The following is a 24751-nucleotide window of genomic DNA, read 5'->3' on the forward strand; positions in this document are numbered from 1 at the left end:
ATGAATGCACCTATCATGTTGGTTGATGATGAAATTGATATTCTAAAGTCGCTTAAACGCACTCTGCGTTTACAGCATTATGAAGTGGTATATACCGATGACCCAAGACAAGCGCTCGGTTTGATACAAGAGCACAAACCGCATGTGCTTATTACTGATTTCAGAATGCCCAACATGAATGGCCAAGAGCTTATCCAAGAAGTGAAAAAGCATGATCCTAGTATTGAATGCATCGTGCTCAGTGGACAAGCTGATTATGACGATATGAAGTCGCTGATCAACGCGAATAATACCTTTAAGTTTTTATCCAAGCCTTGGAATAACGAAGAGCTGTACACAACGATAGAAGCGGCACTCACAAACCATCACAAAAACGAATTAAAAACCCAAATCCTGCGTAATAATAATGCACCTTTAGTCGAAGTAAATACCATAGGTAATGTCATCGATTGCAATTACGCTTACACGGAATTAGTGTTGAACGAGGTCAATAAAGGTAACTTTTTTCAACTGTTTAACTTTGAAAGTGATAAATGCCTTGATGATTTTACTGAACGCAGAATTGCAACACTAAAAAGCTCTGGGGTATTATGTCAAGTTGAGCTCAAGCTAAAAACAGAATCCAGCTACCTACTTATCATTAAACCCCTCTCCAACGAGCAGGATAAATATCCAAACTTCTATCAGAGCAAACTGGGCTTTCTTGAACATATCAATCGCACCGATAACTCTGTAATGATCTGCCTGAAAATTCGAGATTTGTTGGTTAAGAATATTATTTCTAATACCCCAATATATTCAGATACGTTTAAAAAAATCATAGATCATGCTCTACTGAGCGAAGCGACTCATTTTTCGATGCTTGAAATCAGCTTTGATCAAGCCATTTTCTGGTTAGATTCAGTACAAAGTGAAATTGAGGTACACAAATTTTTAGATGAGTTAATCAACTCAATTAAACAATTTTTCATTCGCAAAAATATCCAAATCAAGTTCTCTGTCTCGTACACCATGATTGAGCCTGAGCAACCACTCTCGGAAGCAATAGACAGCTTAGTTATCTATACCCAATTTGTTTGCGAGTCACGCACTGATTTCTATATGCGTTATTCGCAATCACTGCTTTCAGAAAAACTAAACGAACATAAAGTCTCTGAGGCATTATTTAACGCCGTTGATAATGATGAGTTTTATCTAAGGTTCCAGCCTAAACTTAATTTAAATGAACATTCAATCAATAGTTGTGAAGTGTTAATTCGCTGGAAGAACACCCAGTTTGGCGCTAACTCACCAGATTATTTTATTCCGTTGGCAGAAAAAGACGGACAAATAGTCAAAATAGGAACTTGGGTGCTTGAGCAGGCGTGTATCGCACTGTGCGAATGGCAAAAGGAAGAACTAGAGATCCAAAAAGTCGCAGTGAATGTTTCACCTTATCAACTTTCCGATCCCTGCTTTGTACAAACCATGTATTCGATTATTGAAAGGTATTCGCTCAAACCCGAGCAATTCGAGTTAGAAATCACCGAGAACTTTGTTTTAGAAAATCTCGAGCAAGCTAAAACTAAATTACTACAATTAAAAGAAATCGGATTCTCCATTGCCATCGATGACTTCGGTACGGGCTATTCCTCATTGGGCTATATTTCAAAATTGCCAGTGGATGTTATCAAAATTGACAAAAGCCTGATTGAAAACATCGACAGTTCAAAATCAGCTCGAGATCTTGTCCAAAATGTTATTCGATTAGTTCACGACCTTGAATTAAAAGTTGTCGCTGAAGGTATAGAAACCGTGGAACAGCTTGAAATTCTAGAACAGTTAAAATGCGATGAAGTACAAGGATATCTCATCGGAAAACCTGTTTTACTTGAGGAGTTTACTCACTATGTCTATTAAAAGCCAAGTGCCACGGATTGTGCTCGTTGATGACGATGAGTTAATGTTGAAGTCGCTCCACCGCCACTTCAAAATCAGCATGGAAGGCGCTGAAATATTGACCTTTTCATCACCTAAACAATTCATAGAATCCCTAGATACGTTAGCAAGCATCGATATCTTAGTGAGTGACTACCTTATGCCATCGATTAACGGTGTTGAATTAATCAATATCGTGAGGCGCCGTTATCCACAAGTCCTCACCGTGTTATTAACCGGCGATACCACAGGCAAGGTACTGTGTAAGTCTTCAATTTCTGCTACCTTTATCGTCGCTAAGCCATTTAGAAGAGAAGAATTCGATGAGGTTATCACCGCTTTTTATCGACTCAATGAGCTGCCATTAAGTGAAGCAATAAAGCGTGCCCTAAATGAAACTTTCATTGAAAATGAATTGCCTATCTTGCTAAGTAAAATTGAAGACATTGATTTAGATTTTCACAAGCTTGAAGCAATGCTGGAACAAGAGGTGCTCATTCAAGCTAAATTATTCCACCTGTGTAACAGTGCTTATGTGGGATTATCGACGAAGCAATACTCCCTCTCTACCGCAATTAAGACCCTCGGTGTTGATTTAGTGTCTGCAATTATTGTCTCTGTGTGTTATCATAATATGGTTGCAGCCAGATATGATATCGCGAACTGTGAGCAGTTAAGCGATATTAATTTTAGAAAGGTCAAATTACTTAAGGAATTGGTACATAAGCTACATGACGGATCAATTGACTCTGAGCGCGTTGTTTTTCTTCAATCCTTATTATTTCTTGGCGAGCTCGGCTCAGAAATAGCTCAGCTTATTACCGAAAGTCAATGTCACTCCCCACAGAGTTGCTATACCGAGAAATTGCATATCGCCCTTTATACAGCCACATTAATTGGCTACGAGTCAGCCATCACAGATCAATTGTATGCGCTCATTAATGCCCTAGAAATGGGTAGCTCAGATTGCAATGCCACTAAGCTATTGTTGCTTATAGACACTATCACCAATAAAGAAGTCAATCAGACGGTGATCAACACCTTTTTTGATCAAAAGAGCCAAGATTGGTTGGAGCTTTTCTATGAACTCAGAAGCAAATACTTTAGTTAGTTACAAAGTACTGATATTAGACGATGAAACGTCAATACTTAAGGCGTTAAAACGAGTCATACGGCTGCCTTCGGTAGAGGTTGTCAGTTTTGATAATCCTTTTGAAGCTCTTGATTACATAGACACGCACCCCGTTCAGGTTATTATCTCTGATTTTAGAATGCCGCTAATGAATGGTGGAGATTTTCTAAAACGAGCCAAAAAAATAAACCCTGGTGCAATTGGCCTAATTCTTAGCGGTTACACCGACTCAGATATGCTTATTGATATGATTAATAGCAAGGTTGCGCATAAGTTTTTGTGTAAACCATGGGAGAACGACAAATTACTCGAAGAAGTTAATGCAGCAATAGACGTATACAATAATAATTATTTTAAAACGGTTTTACAGGAACAACTAAAAAAGCGTGATTGTCCACGGGTATTAATCAATAATGAAGGCCAAGTTGTCGAGCATAATCTCAGCAAAGACATAGAATCTCAGATACTTGCAGAGTTCTCGGCATGCTTTAGTGGTAATGGCATCTACTACACTCCTCTTGGTGTTTTAAGATGTGAGATCCGCAGCAATCCAAAAGACGAAGAGTTCTATCTGATCACCATAGAAAAAGTCGAAGTAACAGACGAAATTAACGTCTATGAAGTTATCACCGAACTGCTATTATGTTACTCGATAAACCCCGTTCTCACTTACTATGCGTTGCCAACTTGCGAACTCACCACAGCGAAATTGGCAGCTGCGGCGCAAGAAGTTTTCAGAAACTATAAAATATTACCATCACCGACCCATAACTATCTGTTCGTACTGGATAACATTGAGCAATCCTTACTGCCAAGAAAACAGATAGAACTAGAAATTCAGTTGGAAAAGTTACTCGATACCGCGCTACCTCACGAGATACAAAGTAATACCACTCAACTTGCTGCATTTTTAAATAATGGAGAGTAGGCGTGGATACTTTTGCAAAAGTTGAATTAACGCAAGATTTAGTCGAATCAAGCTTTCCGCTCGCCGACCTAAATACGCTACTTACCTCCCTATCTGATTATTTTGAGGTACCAATAACTTTAGTCACTGTAATCGAAGGGCAATGGCAACATCTTATCGCCAGACATGGGATCCTAGCCGATAGGACACCGGAGCAAGATGCTTTTTGTAAGAGCTTAATCAAACATAACAAGTCTTTACTTGTTCCAGATACCGCCTTGGATGAAAACTATGCTAATAACCCGCTCGTGACTGGCGAGCCCTACATTCGCTCATACTTGGGTGTACCTTTTCGACTCGACGGCAAGCCAATCGGTGGCGTATGTTTAATCGATACCAAACCGAAAAACTATGCCGAGCGAGATGTTCATTTACTCGAGACGATCAGCGGTCTTATCACCAATATTTTAGAGCTACAAAAAAACTATTCGTTATACCTCGAAGATCAAGAGTTAATCCGTTTTTCACCAATCGTGTTAATTAAGTGGAAGTATAATAATGGGCTGCGCATTCGTACGGTTTCTCCGAATATTGAGCGCGTGATTGGTATTGACGCTTTTCACTTATGCTCCGGGGAATTGCATTTCGAAGACTTACTCACCGAGCCAAGTGTTGAGAAATTTCATTTTAACTTACAAAACCACTTGGATGGGTTAGAAGCGTCTGAAATTTTGCTAGAGATGGCATTAGACTCAAAACAGATCTGGATCCGTATGATCACCGTGGCGCATTTTAACCACGACGGCAGAATGACAAGTATTCAGGCTTTTATTACCGAAAATACTGCGCAAAAGTACACCGAAGACAAACTCAATGAGACGAACCGACAGATGCGCCTGTTGCTCGAAGCCTCGGAGCTAGGTACATGGGATTGGAATATTCCGGCAGATATCAATAAAGTTAATAAAAAGTGGTGTGATATGCTTGGAATTGAATTTGAATACGTTGAGACCAGCGTTAATTACTTCCGCCAACTTATTCATCCAGCCGATCGTAGTCACGTAGAAAGAGACCTAGCCAAGCACCTACAAGGGTTAACCGATGCCTACACCACGTCCTATAGAATGAAGCATGCCGACGGACACTGGGTGTGGATAGAAACCTATGGCAAAGTGGTTGAACGCGATAATAACGGCAGAGCACTGCGCCTTGCTGGTACTCACCGGGATATTACTTACCGGATGGAAGCACAGTTGCAAGAGCGAAAGCAAAAACAATTACTGTCTTTTATCAGTAAAGCACAGTCAGCCTATTTAAAGACTGGTGATCTGTCTAAATCATGCCGTGAGATTCTAGAAGAGCTCATCGACATTGCGGATAGCCAATTTGCGCTGATCGGCGAGCTTGAGCATACCGCCGGTGTACCAAGGCTCTTTATTCATGCTATTTCAGAAATGCAGTGGAATGATTTAAGCTCTCAATTGGTACAGAGATATTATGATAACGATCTCTATTTTACTGATTTTAATAATCTGTTCGGATCAGTGATCCTGACGGGAAAAACCGTCATTAGTAATGAACGAGGCAAGCACCCTGCCTCGAAAGGCACGCCAAAAGGACATCCAAGGATCTCTAAGTTTTTGGGGCTGCCGATAAAGCTCAATGGCGAATTGATCGGTATGATTGGACTGGCGAATAAGTTTTTTGACTATACCGAAGAAGATGCAAAATTCTTACAACCACTGGTCGATTCTCTAGCGGGTTTATACTATGCGGTTAAACTCGATAAAGAGCGCCAAGAAGCAGAAAACAAACTGCTTGAACTTGCAATGACCGACACCTTATCAGGCCTGCCCAACCGACGTGCCTTTATGGAAAAAGCCGCCGAAGTTGGTGAGATATCCTTCCCCTATTTAATTGGTATGGTAGATATCGATAACTTTAAGTCTATTAATGATACCTACGGTCACGATGCTGGTGACAAAGCCATCAAGCTGATTGCTTACACCATAAAGGATGCGCTACGCAGTGATGATTTTACTGCGCGAATGGGAGGTGAGGAGTTTGCATTTGTGTTACTCGATGCCACACATGGATCATCTAGCGCATTGATTGAGACCATCAGAGAATCCATATCTAACTTGGAAATTACACTGTCAGAAAAAGAGAAAATACACCTCACGGTCAGCATTGGTGTAAAAGCGGTACTTCCCGAGATGGAAAAAATGTCTATTACAGGACATTTAAATGATGCTGATAAAGCTTTGTATGAGGCTAAACATACTGGCAAAAATAAAGTAGTTTGGTTCGAATAACAAAATATTTCATATTGCTTGATATACTTTAATTTCGCGTCGGACATAAAAATGGAAAATGATGAAACAGTTCTCACTTAACCTAGCTGCACTTGGATTTTTAGTCTCCTCATCAGTAGCTTACGCCGATTATACTGCTGAGTTAGAAATTGACAGAATGCAGGACACACCGTTTAAAGAGTGTAGCGACTACACTTTTCGCCAAGTTATGAATAATTTTTTTACTGAACTCACTTGGGATTATCTCACAAGCGATTGGGGCAGAAACTACATAAATATTGATGGTTATGTAGAAGAAGAAGGCGAAAAGTTTGATTTTCTTCTTCAATACGAAGTCAAATCTGATGGGACGTTTGAATTTAATGCAATGGAGTTCTTAGGAAAAGCAAAAGACGACTCGTTTATTATCATGATGCTCGACAAGATTTGCTATCATTCAACCGGTGATTAGCGCTTCAACTCGAAGCGCTAATCTGCTTCTAAATTTAGTCTACTGTAACCCTGCACTGGATGGGCTGTTGATAATAACCCCAAGTTAATATTGCTACATTACTTTGTACTTTAAGGTGATAATCGCCACCGCGGTAATGAGTATCACTGGCGGAGTTATCGATAAACATCAGCTTTTCACTGTCATTAAATTCTGCGACCATGCTTAGTGGCTGAGTATCATAGTAAAAAACGGATAATAACTTATCGTTACAGAGATACGTCGTATGCCCGGAGCTCGTCACTAATGCAAAACGAGCCTCAAGCTCGGCAATACGGTGAATATACGACTGCTTCAAACAATGCGTGCTATCGCTAGATTTCCAACACGCATTGCGCCCTTTTATCCACCCTCTTTGCTCGGCTTGAAGCTGCTTCGAATGCGGCTCTTTTACAATTTTTTCATACACAGAATTGAGCCTGCGATCCAGTCGAGACAACGCCGCACTATCACAAATAACGGCTTCCATGCTTCCAGCTCTTACCTCGTTACAAGCGAATGAAGGCGTATGTAGGGTATGTTGTTTTAAGTGCTCGTCAATATAGCGACACCAATCCTGCGTGCTACGGTCGGGCTTATCCGAGTAACTTCTTACACCAAGTTTAAACTCGATGACCGATTGCCATTCTTGGCTGCCAAGATCAGGACCATGCCCGCTACCATCACCACTTATTAAAAGGTCATCGACCTCTGTCATCCACTGCTCGCCACAGTGAAACGCTTCAACGTTCAATTTCTTGGTGGGTGTTAAAACTGTCCTATTTTGTGGCGCACATCCAAATAGAGTGATGGCTATAACCGCAGCCAATCCATGATAAAAAGTTCGGGTTAATATGGCCGCTTTCAAGCTAATTTCCTTTTAATCGTGTAGACAAGAGTTGCGCTTACCAAAACAGCAACATTATGAAAAGCATTGAGTTATTGTCGTCGGCACATCCGCTAGAGTCACTTCTTTACTGTGAGCATTTAGCTTAATGGCCTCTTTTGGCATTCCAAATACAATGCTGGAGCTTTCATCTTGTGCATAAGTCTTCGCCCCCGATTTCTTCATTTCTAACAAACCAAATGCACCATCTGCGCCCATTCCGGTTAATATAAATCCGATAGCATTACTTCTAACTTGCTTCGCAACAGATTGAAACAATACATTGACCGAAGGCTTATGGCGCTGCACTGGCGGCCCATCTTTGAGCTGAGTGTAATAGAATGCACCACGACGAACAAGCTGAAGGTGATGGCTTCCTGGCGCGATGTACACATGGTTAGCCAGTACGCGTTCGTTATGCTCAGCCTCCTTAATCCTTAATTTTGAAATATCATTTAGCCTTTGAGCAAAGGCTTTAGTGAAGTTGGCTGGCATATGTTGTACCACCACAATACCAGGCAATTCGGGTTCTAATTGACTAAATATGTACTCAAGCGCTTGCGTCCCCCCTGTCGAAGTGCCGATGGCTACCACTTTATCAGTGGTATTAATGGCAAGGTTAGTAGTGCTCATTGCGACATTGATAGCAGGCGCACGGTTTATGTCTTCCGTAGAAGACTTTGGTCTGTAGAATCTCGCTTGCTTAACCACTTTAATAAATTGCTCGCGTTGAGACTCAAGAAATGATTTTAAGCCACACTCTGGTTTAGTTAAGATTTCAAATGCGCCAAGAGATAGTGCCTCTACCGACAATTGAGCACCTGTGGTTGTTAGCGATGAACAAATGATCACGGGGATAGGTTTATTGGCCATGAGCCAGCGTAAAAAGGTAATGCCATCCATCTGTGGCATTTCTATATCAAGAATAATAACATCTGGCGGCTCTGCCAACACGCTAGGCTGCGCCAAGACAGGGTTGCTAAACACCTTAGTTACGCAGATTTCAGGCGAATACTCCAACATCGCAGTGACCGTTTGTCTTACCACAGCAGAGTCATCGATAATATAGACGGAAATTTTATTCGACATCAGGTTGCTCTCCTGCTCGATAACGCAACATGAAAACGGTCTACCCGGCAAGCGCCATCCTTGAGATCCACTTGAATTCTCCGATAATAAGGGCCACCAACATCGCGCGCGACAAGCCTAAATCCATAATCGTCAATCAGCTTATGACTCATTTCGATGTTTCGCATACCGACAGTCTCTGAACAAGACGTTTTGAACATCTCTCCACCACCAAAAAGCTTAATCTCCACACAATTCTCAGGGATACTAGACCGCTTTAAATATTGGCGAACCAACGAAAAAGTCTTATCGACATATTTAGCGGGCTCATCGTCATTCGGCTTTTCTGTGGTTGGCAATAGCATATGACTCACAACAACTAGTTGGTGCTGCTTAGACACTAAAACAAATGAAACACAGGACCCCAGCAAGGTATTGAGCGTTGCTGGACGAAATGACTCAATCGCCAAACTACCCGGCTGCAAAAATATTGATTCAACGTCTCTGCTTGGCATCAACATTTTGCATACACCGCAGGGGCGATTGATTCAAATTTGTCATACACGCCATTTAAGCTCTCGGAGTGTCCTAAAAACAAAAAACCTTGCTTCGGCATCGCCCTGTAAACATTTTCTAGGATTTTTACCTTTTCATCTTTTTCAAAATAGATCAGTGCATTACGGAGGAATATTATGTCAGCTTTACCACCGATATAAGGCACAAGTAGATTATTTTTGAAAAAATTAACTTTATGATAGAGCTCATCATTCACCATGATATAGCCGGTCTTCTCTCCGACGCCATTTAGACAGTATTTCCTTAGGTATTCGTCAGGAATGTTTTTAGCACGATGTAAGGGGTAAATTGCCTTTTTCGCTAAATCCAGCATCCGCTCAGAAATATCGCTGGCACGCACCACCCAATTCCCGTGACCATAATGCTCCTGCGTGCACATGGCCAAGGTGTATGCTTCCTCGCCAGAAGAGCAAGCCGCACACCAAATATCTGGTGCAGACTTTTGGTAGTACGTGGTAAACAGCTCTGCTAGCTTTTCAAAGTGTTTACGCTCTCTGAAGAAATAGGTTTCATTGGTAGTCAGCAAGTCGATGCACATATTTCGCTCACCTTTGTTATTGGGTATCTTTAGATACTCAATGTACTCACCATAGCTACTTAATCCTAAAATCCTCAGTCTTTGATTTAGTCGTCCACAGACTAAGTTCTTTTTATGATCCCTAAGATGTATTCCTGATTCGGCTTTGAAGAAGTCAGCAATACAGGTAAATTCTTGATCGCTAATAAAGTCCCCAATCATGTGGCACCTCCTTAGAACTGTTCAAAGTGCTCTTTTGAGCGAGCTTGCCCAGCACTAACTTCTTTTCGCTCGGCGACGGGTTGTGCTTCTGTTTGCGGTTTTCCGCCTTCTAACACTCGCATTTTGCTTTGGCTTTCAATATCTCCGATTTTAAAATAGGCGACGAGCTGGGTAAGCGTCTCTGCTTGACTGGACATTTCTTCCGCGGTGGCTGCTAGCTCTTCTGACGATGACGCATTTTGCTGCGTTAGCTGGGTGATTTGATTCATCGAGTCGTTGATTTGGCCGACACCCGCAGCTTGTTCGTCTGACGCTGCGGAGATCTCTTGTACTAAATCAGAGGTTTTACCAATCGCAGGTACGATTTCAGCAAGTAGACTGCCTGCCCGCTCGGCTTTGCTCACTGAGCCAGATGCTAACTGAGATATTTCCTGCGCTGCAAATTGAGATCGCTCAGCAAGCTTTCTGACTTCTGCAGCCACCACAGCAAACCCTTTACCATGCTCTCCAGCTCGAGCAGCTTCTATGGCAGCATTCAGTGCCAACAGATTCGTTTGATAAGCAATGTCATCAACAATACCTATCTTAGAGGCAATTTGTTTCATGGCCGATACGGTCTCTTCCACGGCGCTACCGCCTTCTTGTGCTTCACCTGCCGCTTTTGATGCCATACCATCGGTGATTTTGGAGTTTTCTGCATTTTGGGCAATGGATGCCGTCATTTGTTCAACAGAGGCTGATGTCTCTTCAACTGATGAGGCTTGTTCGCTTGCACTCTGTGCCAATGACTGTGCTGTAGAGGAGACTTCAGTTGATGCCTGCGCTAGCGATTCAGAGTTAGAACGAACATCACAAATAATGCGACTTAAACTGGAGATTGTACTATTGACGCTTTGCTTCAACTCGTCATAGACACCTGAATAGCTTCCTGTAATCTCAACATCAAGGCGACCTTCTTTTAACCCCTCCATGACGTTAGCAATTTCTTGAATCGGTTTTTCAGTCGCTTCCAATACCTCGTTAAGACCATCAGTCATGGTTTTAAATGCGCCGGCATAGTTTGAGGTGTCTGCGCGATTTTGGATGTTTCCTTTGACCGCTTGCGAAACCAACTCGACGATATCGGTCGCTAAAGTATCTAACACATCGGTGAGATTGGCTGTACGTTGCGCCAGCTCACCTAAAAGCCCTTGTGCTTGTACTTTGGGCTTTAATGATAAGTTACCTTCACTCACTGCGTTGAGCACGGCAAAATTGTCCTCAAGTACCGATTCCAGCACTTCCATCGACTTATTATATGCCTCTGCAATTCTGCCTATCGATCCCTCTAACTCACTGGCTTCAATGCGTCTGTCAAATTCCCCGCAAGCTACCGCTTGGAAGGCAACACCAAACTCTTCTTCTAACAAGCGCTCTTTGCGCTTTTCATCAGTTACGTCTTTCCACTCAACCGTAGTAGAAATACGCTTATTGCTTTCATCAAATACGGGGGTGATCATGAGCTCCAAGCTGTGCTCACCAAACCCGAGTCTTGCAACGTGCGTAGAGCTTAAACTCGCTAACATAGTGCGCTGGTGGCTTGGATTACGGTGGAATTGGTCGATACTTCCTCCCACCAGTTTGTCAACGCAAAAGGTAGGTAACGTGCTTTGGATCGCAGTTTCTAACCTGAGTAACATGTCTCGCATGGCGCGATTTATATAAACAATGTCGTAATTTTCATCAGCCAGCATAATACAAGCGGTACTGTAATCCATGGCTTGTTTATAAAAACCGCTATTACTTCCAGCGCTCAAACTCGATTGGCTGATTAATTTAGCCACGAAACTACAGTTAGCAATGGGCTGTGTCAATTTCATGATTTCTAATTGATAAGATCCGCTTGGCATATTCACTATGGTGGCTTTGTCTATCAGCTCGGAAAAGTTATTGTGCAACGACAGCATATCAGTAATATACCCACCATCACTTTGTGCGTTATTTGCAATAAGCTGGGTAAATTGATTGCTTTGATGAACAATCCGACCAGCACCATCTAGGAGAGCAGCAAATGTGCCTGTAGTCTCGATAGCCGTTAACTCTGCATTACTTTTAAGCAAATTTAATATATTGGTCGCAAGTGTTTTGGCTTCCCCTTCATATAAAGCGGGGTTTACTTGGGTAAGATCTGAGTGTTCAATCGCGTTTACGACTGCCTTCGACAGTTGATTAACTTGTTTGTCAAAGATTGCTGGTAAAATTCCCATTATGTATCCCCTTATTAAGAGTTAGCTAATTTTCTAGATTCAGGTTCATGAGCAAAATCATGAATAAGCTTTGGTACATCAAGAATGAGCGCAATGTCTCCTGACCCTAAAATACTTGAGCCACTGATCCCCGACATCTTTTCAAATAACGCACCAAGTGGTTTGATGACCGTTTGAAACTCACCTAACAGCTGATCGACGACGATGCCTGCTCGCAACTGACCGTACTTCACAACGACAATACTTGGTCTGATCTTAGGGTTCGTGGGTAAGTCGAAAATACGACTCAAATGAATAAATGGCAGCACTGTACCGCGCAGATTAATGTAATCGGTTTGACGAGTTGCCCCATTGCCAAGCGGAAGTTCAATACACTCTGTAACCATATCGAGTGGAATGACGAACTTAGCATCAGCAACACTCACCATAAAACCATCGATAATGGCCATGGTTAACGGCAACCTGAGTTGGAAACACGTACCTTGGTGCTCGACAGATTCAACACTCACCGTTCCACGTACCGCTTCAATGTTTTTTCTCACCACATCCATGCCAACACCGCGCCCCGAGATATTTGATACTTTTTCGGCTGTGGAAAAGCCTGGTTCGAAAATTAAGTTAGCAATTTCTTTATCAGTAAGCTCAGTATCAGGTGAGATCAGATTACGCTGAATTGCTTTTTCTTTAATTTTGTCTTTGTCTAGCCCGCGTCCATCGTCACTGATCTCTATTACAATACTGCCAGAATCATGAAAGGCTTTGAGTGATAAAGTACCGTATTCAGGCTTTCCACTGTCCGCTCGTTGTGCTGGTGACTCCATACCATGATCAATGGCATTGCGAACTAAATGCGTAAGAGGGTCGACTATCTTTTCAACCATTGATTTATCAAGTTCGGTTTCAGCCCCCATAATTTCTAAAGAAACCTGTTTTTCCAACTCCTTTGAGGTGTCGCGCACCACACGGCTAAAGCGATTAAACGTTTCGCCTATCTGTACCATTCTGAGTTGCAGTGTACTGCTTTGCACATCACTAACGAGTTGTTGAATATGCTCAACAATTTCGGTAAGGGCCGAGTCGCGTATTGTTTTGGTGTGATCTTCGAGTGCCGCAGACACGATAACCAGCTCGCCAAGTTCATTGACTAATTCATCTAGCTTCTGCGCCGGTATTTTCATCATCCGCTCGGGATTCTTTGGTTTGACTTTGTTATTTTTGGTGGGCTGTTTATCAGTTTTGACAAGTTTTGGCGTTGGCTTATCATCTTCAATTGGGGCTATCTCAATATTTGATTCTGCAGCAATAAACTCAAATGCTTCATCAATATCTTCTCGCGTAGAGTGATGTATCTCTAGCTGCATTCTAAAATGGCATAATTCTAGTTCATCTGGTGTGACCGCGTTAAGCGCAGGTACCTCATCAATTAGCCAATCTACTTCTACCATACTACCTTTACTTTCGATGTAGCGAATAATCGAGAGTGGATCAAAACCATCCACCATGCAGGCCTTATAAAACTGCGCTGAGACTCGAAAGCTCTGCGTTGCTTCTTGATTTTCGACAACGGTTTGCTCACTTGAGGCTTGGTCTTGCAAACCACTATATGACTTTAAACTTTCTAGCAGCCCAGCTTCAGCATCGGTCAACGCCTGAGGAAAATCTTCGTTTGACTCTAAGCACTTAATTAACGCATTTATATGGTCATTACATTCGAGCAAAGTCGAAATCAGTTTTTCGCAAGGATTTAGCGCGTGATCACGAAGAAGCTCCATTGTTGCTTCAACAAAATGCGTAAAATCGACAATATGGTCATAGCCAACAACACCGGCTGAGCCTTTTATGGTATGTGCAGCACGAAACGCCTCGTTTATGATCTCGTCGTCACTATTTGGCAGTATAGACTCCATTGCCAAGAGACTTTCTTCAAATTGAAGTACCAACTCCTTGGCTTCTTCAATAAAGACCGCTTGAATTTCGGATAAATCAACCATCTTACCTCCTTTGCGCGCAGTTTGATGCAACTAAGGTATTGAGTAGCCATAAGGCACAAGGTGAGTGATGCTCATCGACACCTATCACAGATAATGGCCTTTCCGTACAACACTGTGCGAGTGCTACAACTAATTGAAAGCCTGCAGCGTCCACCTCCAACAGCTCACTAAGATCAATTGCTATCGCCGTCGTGTCATCGCTTAACATGAGCTGCCATTTTGCTGCCACTTTGCTCACTTCATAAATGGTCAATACTTCTGGCAGCACAATGGTTAAGTTGCTCATATTTATGCTCCTAAGCCAAAATACGTGAAACGGTATTAATCAGCTTTTCGGGTTTAAACGGCTTTATCATCCAAGCCTTTGCTCCCGCTTGCTTACCTTGACTCACGAAATCAGAGCCCGATTCTGTGGTTAGCATCAAAAAAGGCGTAAAGCGATATTGGCCCATTTCTTTTACCTTCTTCAACAAGCTCAGCCCATCCATGTTTGGCATATTCAAGTCACTAATGATCAGGTTGATTTTGCCTTCATCTAGCTTGTTGATTGCGTCAAGACCATCACAGGCATCAATGACTTCATAACCTTCAGCGAGTAGTGTCATTTTTGCCACCTGACGAATTGAAGCCGAATCATCTACTATCATAATTTTCTTAGTCATAAGACCTCCTAGAAAAATGTTACTTCGTCTTCAACATGGTCGTGTTGAGACGTATTTTCAGTGGTTGAAACATGACATTCCCTTTCTTCTTTCATGGTGTAAGAGTTGAACATTTCTTGCTGTAATGCAGCCAACCCTTCCTCGCCTAGCTCACCTTCTGTCCTGTATAGCGAGACTAATGAAGTAAGCCCTTTGCAAATGTGTTCTAGCTTTTGGCTCACTCTATCTTGAAATTGAAAATCGGTTATCGCGTCGTCGACGTTCGCTTTTATCTTGCTTGCGGTATCATCTAAACCATGTACCGATTGCGTCAGCTCATTAGCGACCGTCGCCATCTCATTGAGTACTTTTCGGATATGTAATTCAGCGTCATCCATAAGCGTAACGTCTTGTGCCTGTGATTCGGTGAGCTTTTCAGTATTGTCAGCAACGGCATTGGTTAAGCCGTTCATCTTTTCAATAATAAGCTCTGCAGCTTCTGAGGTAATATCCGAAAGCTCACGCACCCTTTCCGCTACCACGGCAAACCCCCGACCGGCTTCCCCCGCTCTTGCAGCTTCAATTGATGCGTTGAGTGACAATAACGTGATCTCTTTTGATATTTTTTGAATGGATTTGGTTTGCTCAGTTAATTCCTTGGCGGCATGGCTTACAGCTTGATTGGAATTGACGACCTCGAGTTTTGAACCAAGAGCCACACGCAAACTGTGCAGGACTTCATTGAGTTCTTCTTGACTGTGTTTGGCAAAACAGTGTTCATCATCACCAAAATTTTCTACAGAACCTCGTGCCGATTCGATCGTGTTATTTAGTGCCTGTCTTAGCTCTGAAAACTGCAAGGTGAGCCCTGAAACCGAGTCATTACCCAAGGTTTTAATACTGTAGACCTGATTAATAACGGTTTCTAAAATCGCGGCAACAGATTCTGTATTGTGCTGCTCTACCTCGCAATGCTCTTGCATCTCACTCGAATAACTAGCAAATGCCTCGCAATCAAGAATGACTTTTGCGGTTAAGTGACGCTGCCTTAACGTTACCGCTAAGAGTGCACTGGTGATGAGCACAGAAGATAGCGACAAAATATCAACGCGAACACTGAGTAATAGCGTGAGAGACAATACTAGGCTTAGCAACACCGCAGCGCTAATGTAGTACTTGTAGATTGCCTTTAGCTCATTAATTGGAAGTATCTGCATTATGCTGACTCCCCAAGGTGACTGCCACGCTCGCTTAACTCTATCAGCTCAGCCATCTCTTCAACTGAGAGAACTTTTTCAAGGTCTAGCGCGATGAGTAGCTCATCTCCGCGTCTTACCATGGAAGCGATGAAGTCGGCTCTGATTTGCGCGCCAAACTGAGGTGAGTTGGTTAGATCTTTTGCGTCAACTTCTATGACTTCATTAACGCCATCAACAATGACACCCATCTCAATGAGGTTGTCAGAAATACTGAATTCACAAATGATAATGCAGGTTCGTCTGCCAACTTCTATTACTTCTCCACAAAGCCGAGCTGACAGATCGATAACGGGTACAACTGAGCCTCTTAAATTAATCACTCCTTTAATAAACTCAGGCATCAAGGGGACTTTTGTCACGGAGCCCAATTCAATGATCTCCTTTATTGAAAGGATCTCAATTGCATAGCAATCCTGTCTTGACTGAAAAGTGAGATATTGCAATGACTGTGTGTTTTCTGTGATCGCTTGCATTTTTCGCCCCGTCTCATTTGTCTTATATGTTACTTTAGTCTCATATTTCTTATCTGTCAAAATTTGAGCAATAATTTATATCAACTATTTTTGAGTGGTAAAAATAATATTAAAAACAGATAGTTACAAACAATTCCGTAGTATTGAGTATTACCGCAGTGACAGATTTATAGTGGATTTTTTGACAACGAAACCTGTGGCAAAAAGCTAAAGCCAACTGATTGAAAACTGGATAATCAGAACAAAAACAATAAGGAAGTACATGAATTGCAAAGAAACGTTAACCTAATGAAGGCTAATTTTATTATCAACTGGGTTTGATTGATTACTTATCCGTAAATTCGTCGGAGAAATCTGCTTCGCTGAGCTTAGGAAAAGATACCGTAAACGTTGTGCCTACACCGACTTGTGAGTCAACTTGAATGCGACCCTTATGCTTGGAAACGATGCTATATGATAGAGACAGTCCAAGGCCAGTGCCTTGACCAACAGGTTTGGTGGTAAAAAATGGATTAAAAATTTTATTGATGTCCTCAGCTGGGATCCCTTTACCTGTGTCTTGGATGGCAATAATCACCTCGTTTTGTTTATCTTCGATAGAGATAGTTACCGTACCGCTTGACTCTATCGACTGCGCAGCATTGATGATTAAGTTTAAAAATACCTGATTAATCTGCATTGGCTGACAATATAGCAACACTTCATCATCAAGCGAGTAAGTCTTGTTGATAACCGCATGGTACTTAATTGAGTTGTTGGCTATTTTCAGCGTACTTTCAATCCCCTTAATGAGATCTGCCTCTTGCCACTCCTGATTATCAACATGAGAAAAGGATTTTAAACTCTCAACTATCTTGGAGACTCGGTCCAGCCCTTCTAAGCACTCTTGCAGTAATTCAGGCACGTCCTCCTTTAAAAAGTCGATACTATGCTGATTTTGGAGCTGCTGCTCCTGCTCTGCTAAATCACTGTCAGCAAGTGTACTAAAATTCGATTCATAAAAATCGAGCATCGCAAACAGTCCGCTAGCCTGGCCTTCTAAACTTTGAATATTGGAATTCACAAAGCCAATTGGATTGTTGATTTCATGCGCCACGCCAGCAGCAAGTTGGCCAATTGCAGCCATTTTCTCAGACTGTAGTAATTGGTTTTGTGCAGCTTCTAACTTAAGGTTGAGTGTTTTTAACTCCTGCTTTTCTATCTCTAATGCTTCGGTTAGACGTTTTTGCTCTTGATAATAGCTCGCCAGCTCCGTCACATCTTGTATGATCACGCATACCTTTTTCACTTCTTCAGAATGCTCAAAAATTGGCACATATTGAATGTTCTGATACATTGAAGTTTCATCGCCAGTAACGGGACGGCTGCTGCTAAGTTCAAACACGTGAGGGCGATGCTCCCAGTAGCTAAAACTTGCTGCTTTTAAAGCAAAAACACTCTTCAATTTCCGCTTAATGATTTTTGCAGCTTCAGGAAATACCTCATCGATGGACATGCCCTCAATATTTTTGGGAGTGTTATCCGGTAGCCGGTTTTTCAAAAAATCATTCGCAAAAACCACCGTATGTGCTTGGTCTAGGACACAAATTCCAACCGGAATGTAACGCTGCAATTCGCTAAACACAGTCAGTCCTCTATTCCAAGCATGGCATTAAGTTTTTGGATCACTGTTTTAATGGAGTTTTCATCTAAACAAATAATCACTCTCGAATCAAAAGCAATAGACTCGATTATAAATGCAATTTTCATTACTAATGTGGTTTTCCACTCAGCAATGTCGTCGGATAGTTGATGTTTATAAATAGTCGGCATAGTCAATGAGGTTTTAAGCTCTAGCTGACTAGAGAAGCCGTTTAAACATGCGCCAGCCAAAATGTTAGACAAATCTAATAAGACTTCATTGAGATCAGAGTCATCGAGTGGACTATCGTAGTCCATAAGCTCGGCTATTTCTTGTAAGCCTTGTGGTGACAATAGATTAATGACTTCACCCTTAATTTCCCCTAAAAATGACTGCCTCGTTCTGTAAACATGTGCGGTATTACAGATATCATTGAGTTGATTTGGGCTTACCGAAGTAATTTCAGGGATAGATAAGCTAATTTTCGTTTCAATTAATCGAGCTAAAGAGTTCGCTGCCTGGCCCATGGATATATTCATTAGCTCTTGCAAGCCATCCCTTTGCTCTTCACTGAGTGGCATGTTCATAATAAACCTAGCTCTTGTAGCGTGTTATGTAACTCTTCTTTTTGTAGTGGCTTTTGCAAAAAGCGAAATGCGCCGAGTTTATCCACCAACTTCTTCGCTTCGGGCTGAATATCGGCGGAAATAACGATTACCACGGTTTTTGCGTGGTGTTCGTGTAGATGCGTAAGAACTTCAAAACCATCCATTTCTGGCATAGTTAGATCCAAAAATAACACCTCAGCTTTGCCCTGCTCAACCATCACCAATGCTTCTTTGCCATTTTTTGCCTCACTGACCTCGACATCCCAGTCTTCAGGTATTGCCCTAAGCACAGCCTTTCTCGACATCATAGAATCGTCTGCAACGGTTACTGGAATTGCCATGAGCACCACTCCTATTTCACTATATTGGTAAAAAGTATGGTCTTTGGCTTTTTGACTGTCAAAAAATTATGAGTAAAAAGTGACTCATTTGTCCTCTGAATGAAGGAAACTCGATTCGAATAACAAATGATGGCTCGATTAATTATCATGAATGGTTTTAGCCGTTCTTGACGAATAGCAATTTTAAAAATATTTGTATGATGTGTTCTTTTTAATCTATTAAATATAGGGCTTAGCCCTATATTTGCTTTAGAGATTTTAAAAATAAAATCTTAGCGAAAAACTAGCTATCAAAGCCGTTTAGCATTTTGTCACAAACCACAGGAGTTGGCCTATGATTGTCATCTACGGCAACAAAGGTAAAACTACCGGTAATTGCTAAGTGTTTATCATCTTTGTGCATTCTTTCAAGATAGATTTCAACATCAACCTTTAAGCTGGTATTACCAACATGCACTACTTTCGATACTAATTCAGCAAAAGTACCAGCAGGAATTGCCTCTTTGAAATCGACTCGGTCTGACGAAATCGTTACCAAAGGTTTGCGACAAAAACGCGTTGCAGCAATAAAGGCAACTTCGTCCATCCAAGCCAGTGCGTCACCACCAAATAAGGTGTTGTGATGGTTTGTACGGCCTGGGAATACGGTTTTTGTTACGTGTGTGATTGAGCTTTTAATGCGTTGCTCAACAATGGCTTGTCTTTGTTCGTCTGTCATTTTTGTACTGCTTTATCCGCTAGTGTATCTTTCATAAGTAGAGCTGGATCGAGTCGTTCCCCGAACCAATTAAAGCGCCAATCTAAATGCGGGCCAGTTACCCTGCCCGTCGCGCCAATTTCAGCGATTTTATCGCCAGTTTTTACCGTATCGCCAACCTTAACATCCAGTTTACTAAGGTGGATATACGTAGAGGTAATACCGTGACCGTGATCGATAATCAAAGTGCCGCCACTGTAATAAAGATCTGGATTTGCAAACACTACTTTACCCGATACCGGCGCTAAGACCGGTTCACCCGTTTTGTTTGCGATATCTAATCCAAAATGTGGTCGTTTTGGCTCACCATTAAAATATCTTTGGCTACCATAAACACCTGAAATACGGCCCTTCGCAGGTCTGAAAACAGGGTCTTTAAAGAATAATAAATCCGAATTGCCTTGTCTTGCTTTTGACACGGCTTGTGCTTCTTCACGTATGCGCTTTAGCACCGACTCTGGTGGCGAAACATACTTTTTCGCCACTCCCGTGATCTTGTCTATATCGTAATCTCTTTTCGTGATCACTATCGCTTGGCGATGCTTTTGACCATCATCAGACTGCCAACTCAAGATGTGGTTAAGTTCAGCATCACGGCCAAAACCAAACACGAAATAGCCATCTTTAGAGCGCTTTAATTCTGTTTCGTTTAGCTTTATCTCAGTTGCATTTTCAAGCTTACCGACGACCAAGCCACCTTGTGTCAGGTTACCTTTTAATTCAAGCGCCTCAGCAAATAATGTGGTGCTCGCAAGCAATATGACAATTGCACGTTTAAGCATACGCAATCGCTCCTTTTCCAACCCCTTCGTATGCTCTTACTTCAACCTTATCATGTGGATTTTGCGCCTTTATTTGGCCTGCAAGATAGTCCGCAATACATTCAACTGTTGTATCGCAAGGTAATATATCGCAACGTGATTTGCTGATCGCCAACTCAAAATATCCCTGCGACGAGGTATACGCGAATGCATAATCTTCATCTTGAGCGGTTACATACTGAAGCAAACTAGGATCAATCAAGTCTTCTTCACTGCCAAGATAAATATCTTGCCATTTATCCGCCCATTGTTTTTGTATTCTAGGCATGCTGATATCATTTAGCTTCACACCAATCAATGAACGATGACCATGAATAATACGCTGACAGTTGCCATCATGTTTCTTTAAGCCATGGCTATAGTGATAATAGAAGCCTGTTGCGGCCTCTGGACGCAGTGTTATATCTAAATCTTTCACGTTGTCAGGCATATGCGGCATAATAACAGACTTAAGGTAAGCAATTGCATTGGCTTCATTGATTTCATCCCCTTCCACTACACACACCGCCTCTTCCGGTGCATTCATGGCTAAGTGATTTCCATCAAATTGCATATCAAATTCAAATCGGCCTTCACTGTGTTTTGCATTACACGCAAGTGCGCTGGGTACCGCTAATTTGTGGTCCAGCTTTTCGTCGATAATACGTTTGATTTGCTTTTTAACTTTTGCAAAGTCTAACACCATAGACTCTTCGTTTAGCTCACCATGCAACACAATATCGGTGATCCAGCTTTCACCTACCGCACCACGACGTGGGCAAAGGTACGAAAAATCAATTACGGTCAAAGAGTCAACAAAAAGGATCATAGATCACCTAAAATAGCCTGCTAAAAAATCATCCCCGATTATAATGATTTTCACATTATAAATCGCCCCTAATTGGAACTGATTTGCATTTAATCTCTTCAATTTTTTGAAATTTAATCAAATAGACATATCTTTAGCGCAAAATTTACAAGTCTCCGTACGCTTTTTAACTGTTCGGAGTTGTTTAGCGTACATCTGTACGCTAAAGTAGCGTCAATTTGCAAGCTAAGAAGAAGATTTATGGAACCGAAGAACAGCTATACAAAAGAAGAACTTATTTTATGTGGTCGTGGAGAAATGTTTGGTGAAGGCAACTGCCGCCTACCTAGCGACAACATGCTAATGATGGATCGCATCGTTCAAATTAATGATGACGGTGGTGAGCATGGTAAAGGTCAAATTATTGCTGAACTCGACATAAACCCTGATCTGTGGTTCTTCGACTGCCACTTCAAAGGTGATCCAGTAATGCCTGGTTGTTTAGGGTTGGATGCGATGTGGCAATTGGTAGGCTTCTTCCTTGGTTGGTCTGGTGGTCCTGGTCTTGGTCGTGCACTCGGTGTGGGCGAAGTGAAGTTTACGGGTCAAATCTTACCGACGGCTAAAAAAGTGACTTATCGCATTGAAATGAAGCGCGTTATCAAACGTAAGCTATTTATGGGTCTAGCAGATGGCATCGTCGAAGTTGACGGTCGCGTGATCTATGAAGCAAAAGATTTGAAAGTAGGACTTTTCCAAGATACCAGCGCATTTTAACTTTTTCGCTGTTATCGTTTTATAGCTTTAAAAACACACAAAGCCCCATCTGGGGCTTTGCTCTCCTAAAATTCGGTATCAGGTTTTAAAGATGTTGCGATTATCCATCGCTTCTCGCCATCCGCCTAACCATTCTGATCTGTGTTCTACTTGTTGATAGGGACAATTTTCTTTCGACCGACCGGCTAATCCTGCCTTAAATCCTTGTGAATGTGCTCTTTCTAAACGGTCTCTTTTCTGTCTCTTCATAGGTAATATCCTCACCTTTTTCTCGATCAGCATTAGCGTTTCTAATACTGTGTAGTTCAAACTTAAGCGAACGTCATTCAAAACGAAGATATTGACTTGCGATATAATGACAATTCGTACTAACAATTTAAATTAAAGATTTTATTGAGAAAAGTTAAACACGAGCGACATCGTATTTCATACAGATGTGCTACTTACCGATGAGATTTGGCCAAACCCATACCTTCAATAAATCACATCTCAGCGAGTCATGCAATGATCAGAAATGTAATTCTTGTACAGCCGAGCACAAAAAGCATAATTATCTTAATTTTATATAGATACCTAGATATTCAAGACGTAAATTATTGGTTGATGATCTTATTTTTCTATATTTCTCTGTAAAAAAACATTCATAATTTAGTAATAAAAAGAGGCTGGACGAATCCAACCTCTTTTCAATAACTTGAGTTTTTAAATCGAGCAAAGCTCGATTAAGCAGTACTATCTTAGCTTGCTTTAATAACCTCTACACCACCCATATATGGTTTTAGTGCATCAGGCACAATAATTGACCCATCTGCCTGTTGGTAGTTTTCTAAAATCGCAACTAGAGTACGACCTACCGCTAAACCTGAACCATTAAGAGTATGAAGTAGCTCAGGCTTCTTCTCACCACTACGGCGGAAACGCGCTTGCATACGGCGCGCTTGGAAATCCCACATATTTGAACAAGAAGAGATTTCTCTGTAGGTATTTTGCGCTGGTAACCAAACTTCCAAATCGTACGTTTTCGTCGCACCGAAGCCCATGTCTCCAGTACACAGCACCACTTTTCTGTAAGGTAAGCCAAGTGCTTGTAAAATTTGCTCAGCATGGCCTGTTAACTCTTCAAGCGCTGCCATAGAATCTTCAGGTTTTACAAGCTGGACAAGTTCAACCTTATCAAACTGGTGTTGACGAATAAGTCCGCGCGTGTCACGTCCATAGCTACCAGCTTCGCTTCTAAAACAAGGCGTGTGCGCCGTCATCTTAATCGGCAGCTCTTTTTCGTCGTAAATAACATCACGAGCGCAGTTAGTTAATGGTACCTCTGCCGTCGGAATTAGGCTAAAGCCATCTTGGTCTTCAGATAATGCTTCTGTATGGAACAAATCTTCTGCAAACTTAGGAAGCTGACCCGTGCCAAACAAGCTCGCTTTATTCACAAGATATGGTACATACATTTCGGTATAACCATTTTGCTCAGTGTGCGTATTCAGCATCAGTTGTACAAGTGCTCTATGCATACGTGCTACGCCACCGCGCATCACTGTAAAGCGAGAACCACTTAGCTTAACACCAGTTTCGAAATCGAGACCCTTATCAAGCGCTTCGCCAAGGTCAACATGATCTTTAACTTCAAAATCAAACTGCTTTGGCTCACCCCAAGTGCTTATTTCAACATTCTCAGACTCATCGACACCTGCAGGTACCTCTTCAGCAGGGAGGTTTGGCAACGACATTGCGTAGTCATTAAGTTCAGCAAGAATTTTATCCTGCTCTTCTTTTGCCGCACTTAATTGGTCGCCCAAGTTTGCAACAGCATCTAGTAAAGGTTGAACGTCTTCCCCTTTCGCTTTAGCTTGACCAATCGCTTTGGAGGAACTGTTACGCTCACTCTGTAATTCCTGAGTTTTGGTTTGTAGCGCTTTGCGCTTTTCTTCTAATTCGGTGATCTTAGCAACATCGAGTTCAAAACCACGCTTTTTCAGACGCGCAGCGGCTTCCTCGATGTCTTGACGAAAGTATTTAGAATCTAACATTGTTTTTTAACCTTTTTGCATGATGAGGCAGAGACCAACCCAGGCCATAAAGATACACGCCACCACGTTTAATGTGACGTTAAACGCCATTTTCACATATTGCCCTTGTTGAAGTAACAACAAGGAATCCATTGAGAATGTAGAAAAAGTAGTCAGCGCACCTAAAAAGCCAATACCTATCAACGTTTTAGATGGAGAAACTGAAATAACTTCTTTTTCAATTAAACCGTAAAGCACACCCATCAATAATGAACCAAGAATATTAACGATCAACGTCCCAAAAGGGAATCCCTTACCTAAGAGTTTTATCGACATATCGCTGATAAAAAAGCGTAACATTGCACCAAACGCTCCACCTAGGGCAATTGTGAGATAATTTATTAGCAT

At 41.8% G+C, this 24751-nt stretch carries 25 protein-coding genes; 6 read left to right on the forward strand and 19 right to left on the reverse strand.

What is annotated here, in order from left to right:
• The 5 genes from EXT48_RS07625 to EXT48_RS07645 are packed head-to-tail and all read left to right on the forward strand — an operon-like array spanning position 1 to position 6722.
• Positions 1-1899 carry an EAL domain-containing protein gene (locus EXT48_RS07625; RefSeq protein WP_045989672.1) on the forward strand — a complete coding sequence of 633 codons (1899 nt, stop codon included), beginning with the start codon at positions 1-3 and terminating at the stop codon, positions 1897-1899.
• The gene (locus EXT48_RS07630; protein WP_130164086.1) at positions 1889-3028 is read left to right on the forward strand and encodes a response regulator; all 1140 of its coding nucleotides are present in this window, start codon (positions 1889-1891) and stop codon (positions 3026-3028) included. The genes EXT48_RS07625 and EXT48_RS07630 overlap by 11 nt, the downstream gene beginning before the upstream one ends.
• On the forward strand, positions 3000-3977 hold the full coding sequence (locus EXT48_RS07635; protein WP_130164087.1) for a response regulator: 978 nt from the start codon (positions 3000-3002) through the stop codon (positions 3975-3977). The genes EXT48_RS07630 and EXT48_RS07635 overlap by 29 nt, the downstream gene beginning before the upstream one ends.
• Before the next feature lie 2 nt (positions 3978-3979).
• Positions 3980-6271, forward strand: a complete 2292-nt coding sequence (locus tag EXT48_RS07640; RefSeq protein WP_130164088.1) for a diguanylate cyclase — start codon at positions 3980-3982, stop codon at positions 6269-6271.
• Positions 6272-6329: 58 nt separating this feature from the next.
• Positions 6330-6722, forward strand: a complete 393-nt coding sequence (locus tag EXT48_RS07645) for a hypothetical protein (RefSeq protein WP_240703362.1) — start codon at positions 6330-6332, stop codon at positions 6720-6722.
• Positions 6723-6756: 34 nt separating this feature from the next.
• On the opposite strand, the gene EXT48_RS07650 is transcribed toward EXT48_RS07645, so the two are convergent.
• The 16 genes from EXT48_RS07650 to EXT48_RS07725 form a co-directional block, all read right to left on the reverse strand.
• Positions 6757-7608, reverse strand: coding sequence for a lysozyme inhibitor LprI family protein (locus tag EXT48_RS07650; protein WP_130164089.1), 852 nt, complete (start codon positions 7606-7608; stop codon positions 6757-6759).
• 54 nt (positions 7609-7662) lie between these two features.
• Positions 7663-8715, reverse strand: a complete 1053-nt coding sequence (locus tag EXT48_RS07655) for a chemotaxis response regulator protein-glutamate methylesterase (protein ID WP_130164090.1) — start codon at positions 8713-8715, stop codon at positions 7663-7665.
• Positions 8715-9215, reverse strand: coding sequence for a chemotaxis protein CheD (locus EXT48_RS07660; protein WP_240703363.1), 501 nt, complete (start codon positions 9213-9215; stop codon positions 8715-8717). The genes EXT48_RS07655 and EXT48_RS07660 overlap by 1 nt, the downstream gene beginning before the upstream one ends.
• Positions 9209-10009 (reverse strand): protein-glutamate O-methyltransferase CheR, encoded by an 801-nt coding sequence (locus tag EXT48_RS07665; RefSeq protein ID WP_039495891.1) that lies wholly within the window; start codon positions 10007-10009, stop codon positions 9209-9211. Before EXT48_RS07665 ends, EXT48_RS07660 begins: the two co-directional genes overlap by 7 nt.
• An 11-nt stretch (positions 10010-10020) precedes the next feature.
• Positions 10021-12255, reverse strand: coding sequence for a methyl-accepting chemotaxis protein (locus tag EXT48_RS07670; RefSeq protein ID WP_130164091.1), 2235 nt, complete (start codon positions 12253-12255; stop codon positions 10021-10023).
• Between the two features lie 14 nt (positions 12256-12269).
• Positions 12270-14246 (reverse strand): chemotaxis protein CheA, encoded by a 1977-nt coding sequence (locus EXT48_RS07675; protein WP_130164092.1) that lies wholly within the window; start codon positions 14244-14246, stop codon positions 12270-12272.
• A gap of 1 nt (position 14247) precedes the next feature.
• Complete coding sequence (locus EXT48_RS07680; RefSeq protein WP_130164093.1) at positions 14248-14532, reverse strand: STAS domain-containing protein; 285 nt, start codon at positions 14530-14532, stop codon at positions 14248-14250.
• A 10-nt stretch (positions 14533-14542) separates the two neighbouring features.
• Positions 14543-14908: a response regulator gene (locus EXT48_RS07685; RefSeq protein ID WP_010604742.1), complete on the reverse strand. Its 366-nt coding sequence runs from the start codon at positions 14906-14908 to the stop codon at positions 14543-14545.
• An 8-nt stretch (positions 14909-14916) separates the two neighbouring features.
• Positions 14917-16104 carry a methyl-accepting chemotaxis protein gene (locus EXT48_RS07690; protein WP_010372799.1) on the reverse strand — a complete coding sequence of 396 codons (1188 nt, stop codon included), beginning with the start codon at positions 16102-16104 and terminating at the stop codon, positions 14917-14919.
• Complete coding sequence (locus EXT48_RS07695) at positions 16104-16619, reverse strand: chemotaxis protein CheW (RefSeq protein ID WP_010604740.1); 516 nt, start codon at positions 16617-16619, stop codon at positions 16104-16106. Before EXT48_RS07695 ends, EXT48_RS07690 begins: the two co-directional genes overlap by 1 nt.
• Positions 16620-16944: 325 nt before the next feature.
• Positions 16945-18243: a sensor histidine kinase gene (locus EXT48_RS07700; protein ID WP_130164094.1), complete on the reverse strand. Its 1299-nt coding sequence runs from the start codon at positions 18241-18243 to the stop codon at positions 16945-16947.
• Between the two features lie 2 nt (positions 18244-18245).
• Positions 18246-18827 (reverse strand): chemotaxis protein CheX, encoded by a 582-nt coding sequence (locus EXT48_RS07705; protein WP_130164095.1) that lies wholly within the window; start codon positions 18825-18827, stop codon positions 18246-18248.
• On the reverse strand, positions 18824-19189 hold the full coding sequence (locus EXT48_RS07710) for a response regulator (protein ID WP_010372787.1): 366 nt from the start codon (positions 19187-19189) through the stop codon (positions 18824-18826). Before EXT48_RS07710 ends, EXT48_RS07705 begins: the two co-directional genes overlap by 4 nt.
• A gap of 283 nt (positions 19190-19472) precedes the next feature.
• Positions 19473-19907 carry an acyl-CoA thioesterase gene (locus EXT48_RS07715; protein ID WP_010372783.1) on the reverse strand — a complete coding sequence of 145 codons (435 nt, stop codon included), beginning with the start codon at positions 19905-19907 and terminating at the stop codon, positions 19473-19475.
• Positions 19904-20728, reverse strand: coding sequence for a M23 family metallopeptidase (locus EXT48_RS07720; RefSeq protein WP_099029095.1), 825 nt, complete (start codon positions 20726-20728; stop codon positions 19904-19906). Before EXT48_RS07720 ends, EXT48_RS07715 begins: the two co-directional genes overlap by 4 nt.
• Positions 20721-21575 (reverse strand): 6-carboxytetrahydropterin synthase, encoded by an 855-nt coding sequence (locus tag EXT48_RS07725; RefSeq protein WP_130164096.1) that lies wholly within the window; start codon positions 21573-21575, stop codon positions 20721-20723. Before EXT48_RS07725 ends, EXT48_RS07720 begins: the two co-directional genes overlap by 8 nt.
• Positions 21576-21815: 240 nt before the next feature.
• Here EXT48_RS07725 and fabA point away from each other — a divergent pair, with 240 nt between their 5' ends.
• Positions 21816-22331 (forward strand): 3-hydroxyacyl-[acyl-carrier-protein] dehydratase FabA, encoded by a 516-nt coding sequence (fabA, locus tag EXT48_RS07730; RefSeq protein ID WP_010372774.1) that lies wholly within the window; start codon positions 21816-21818, stop codon positions 22329-22331.
• 78 nt (positions 22332-22409) lie between these two features.
• On the opposite strand, the gene rmf is transcribed toward fabA, so the two are convergent.
• The 3 genes from rmf to crcB all read right to left on the reverse strand — a co-directional run bounded on the left by rmf (position 22410) and on the right by crcB (position 24751).
• Positions 22410-22580 carry a ribosome modulation factor gene (gene rmf / locus EXT48_RS07735; RefSeq protein WP_010372771.1) on the reverse strand — a complete coding sequence of 57 codons (171 nt, stop codon included), beginning with the start codon at positions 22578-22580 and terminating at the stop codon, positions 22410-22412.
• A gap of 488 nt (positions 22581-23068) precedes the next feature.
• Entirely contained in the window at positions 23069-24364 is a 1296-nt protein-coding gene (gene serS / locus EXT48_RS07740; protein WP_130164097.1) for a serine--tRNA ligase, read from the reverse strand.
• 6 nt (positions 24365-24370) lie between these two features.
• Positions 24371-24751 (reverse strand): fluoride efflux transporter CrcB, encoded by a 381-nt coding sequence (crcB, locus tag EXT48_RS07745; protein ID WP_010604733.1) that lies wholly within the window; start codon positions 24749-24751, stop codon positions 24371-24373.

Source organism: Pseudoalteromonas sp. CO348 (assembly GCF_004208845.1).
Lineage (GTDB): Bacteria > Pseudomonadota > Gammaproteobacteria > Enterobacterales > Alteromonadaceae > Pseudoalteromonas > Pseudoalteromonas maricaloris.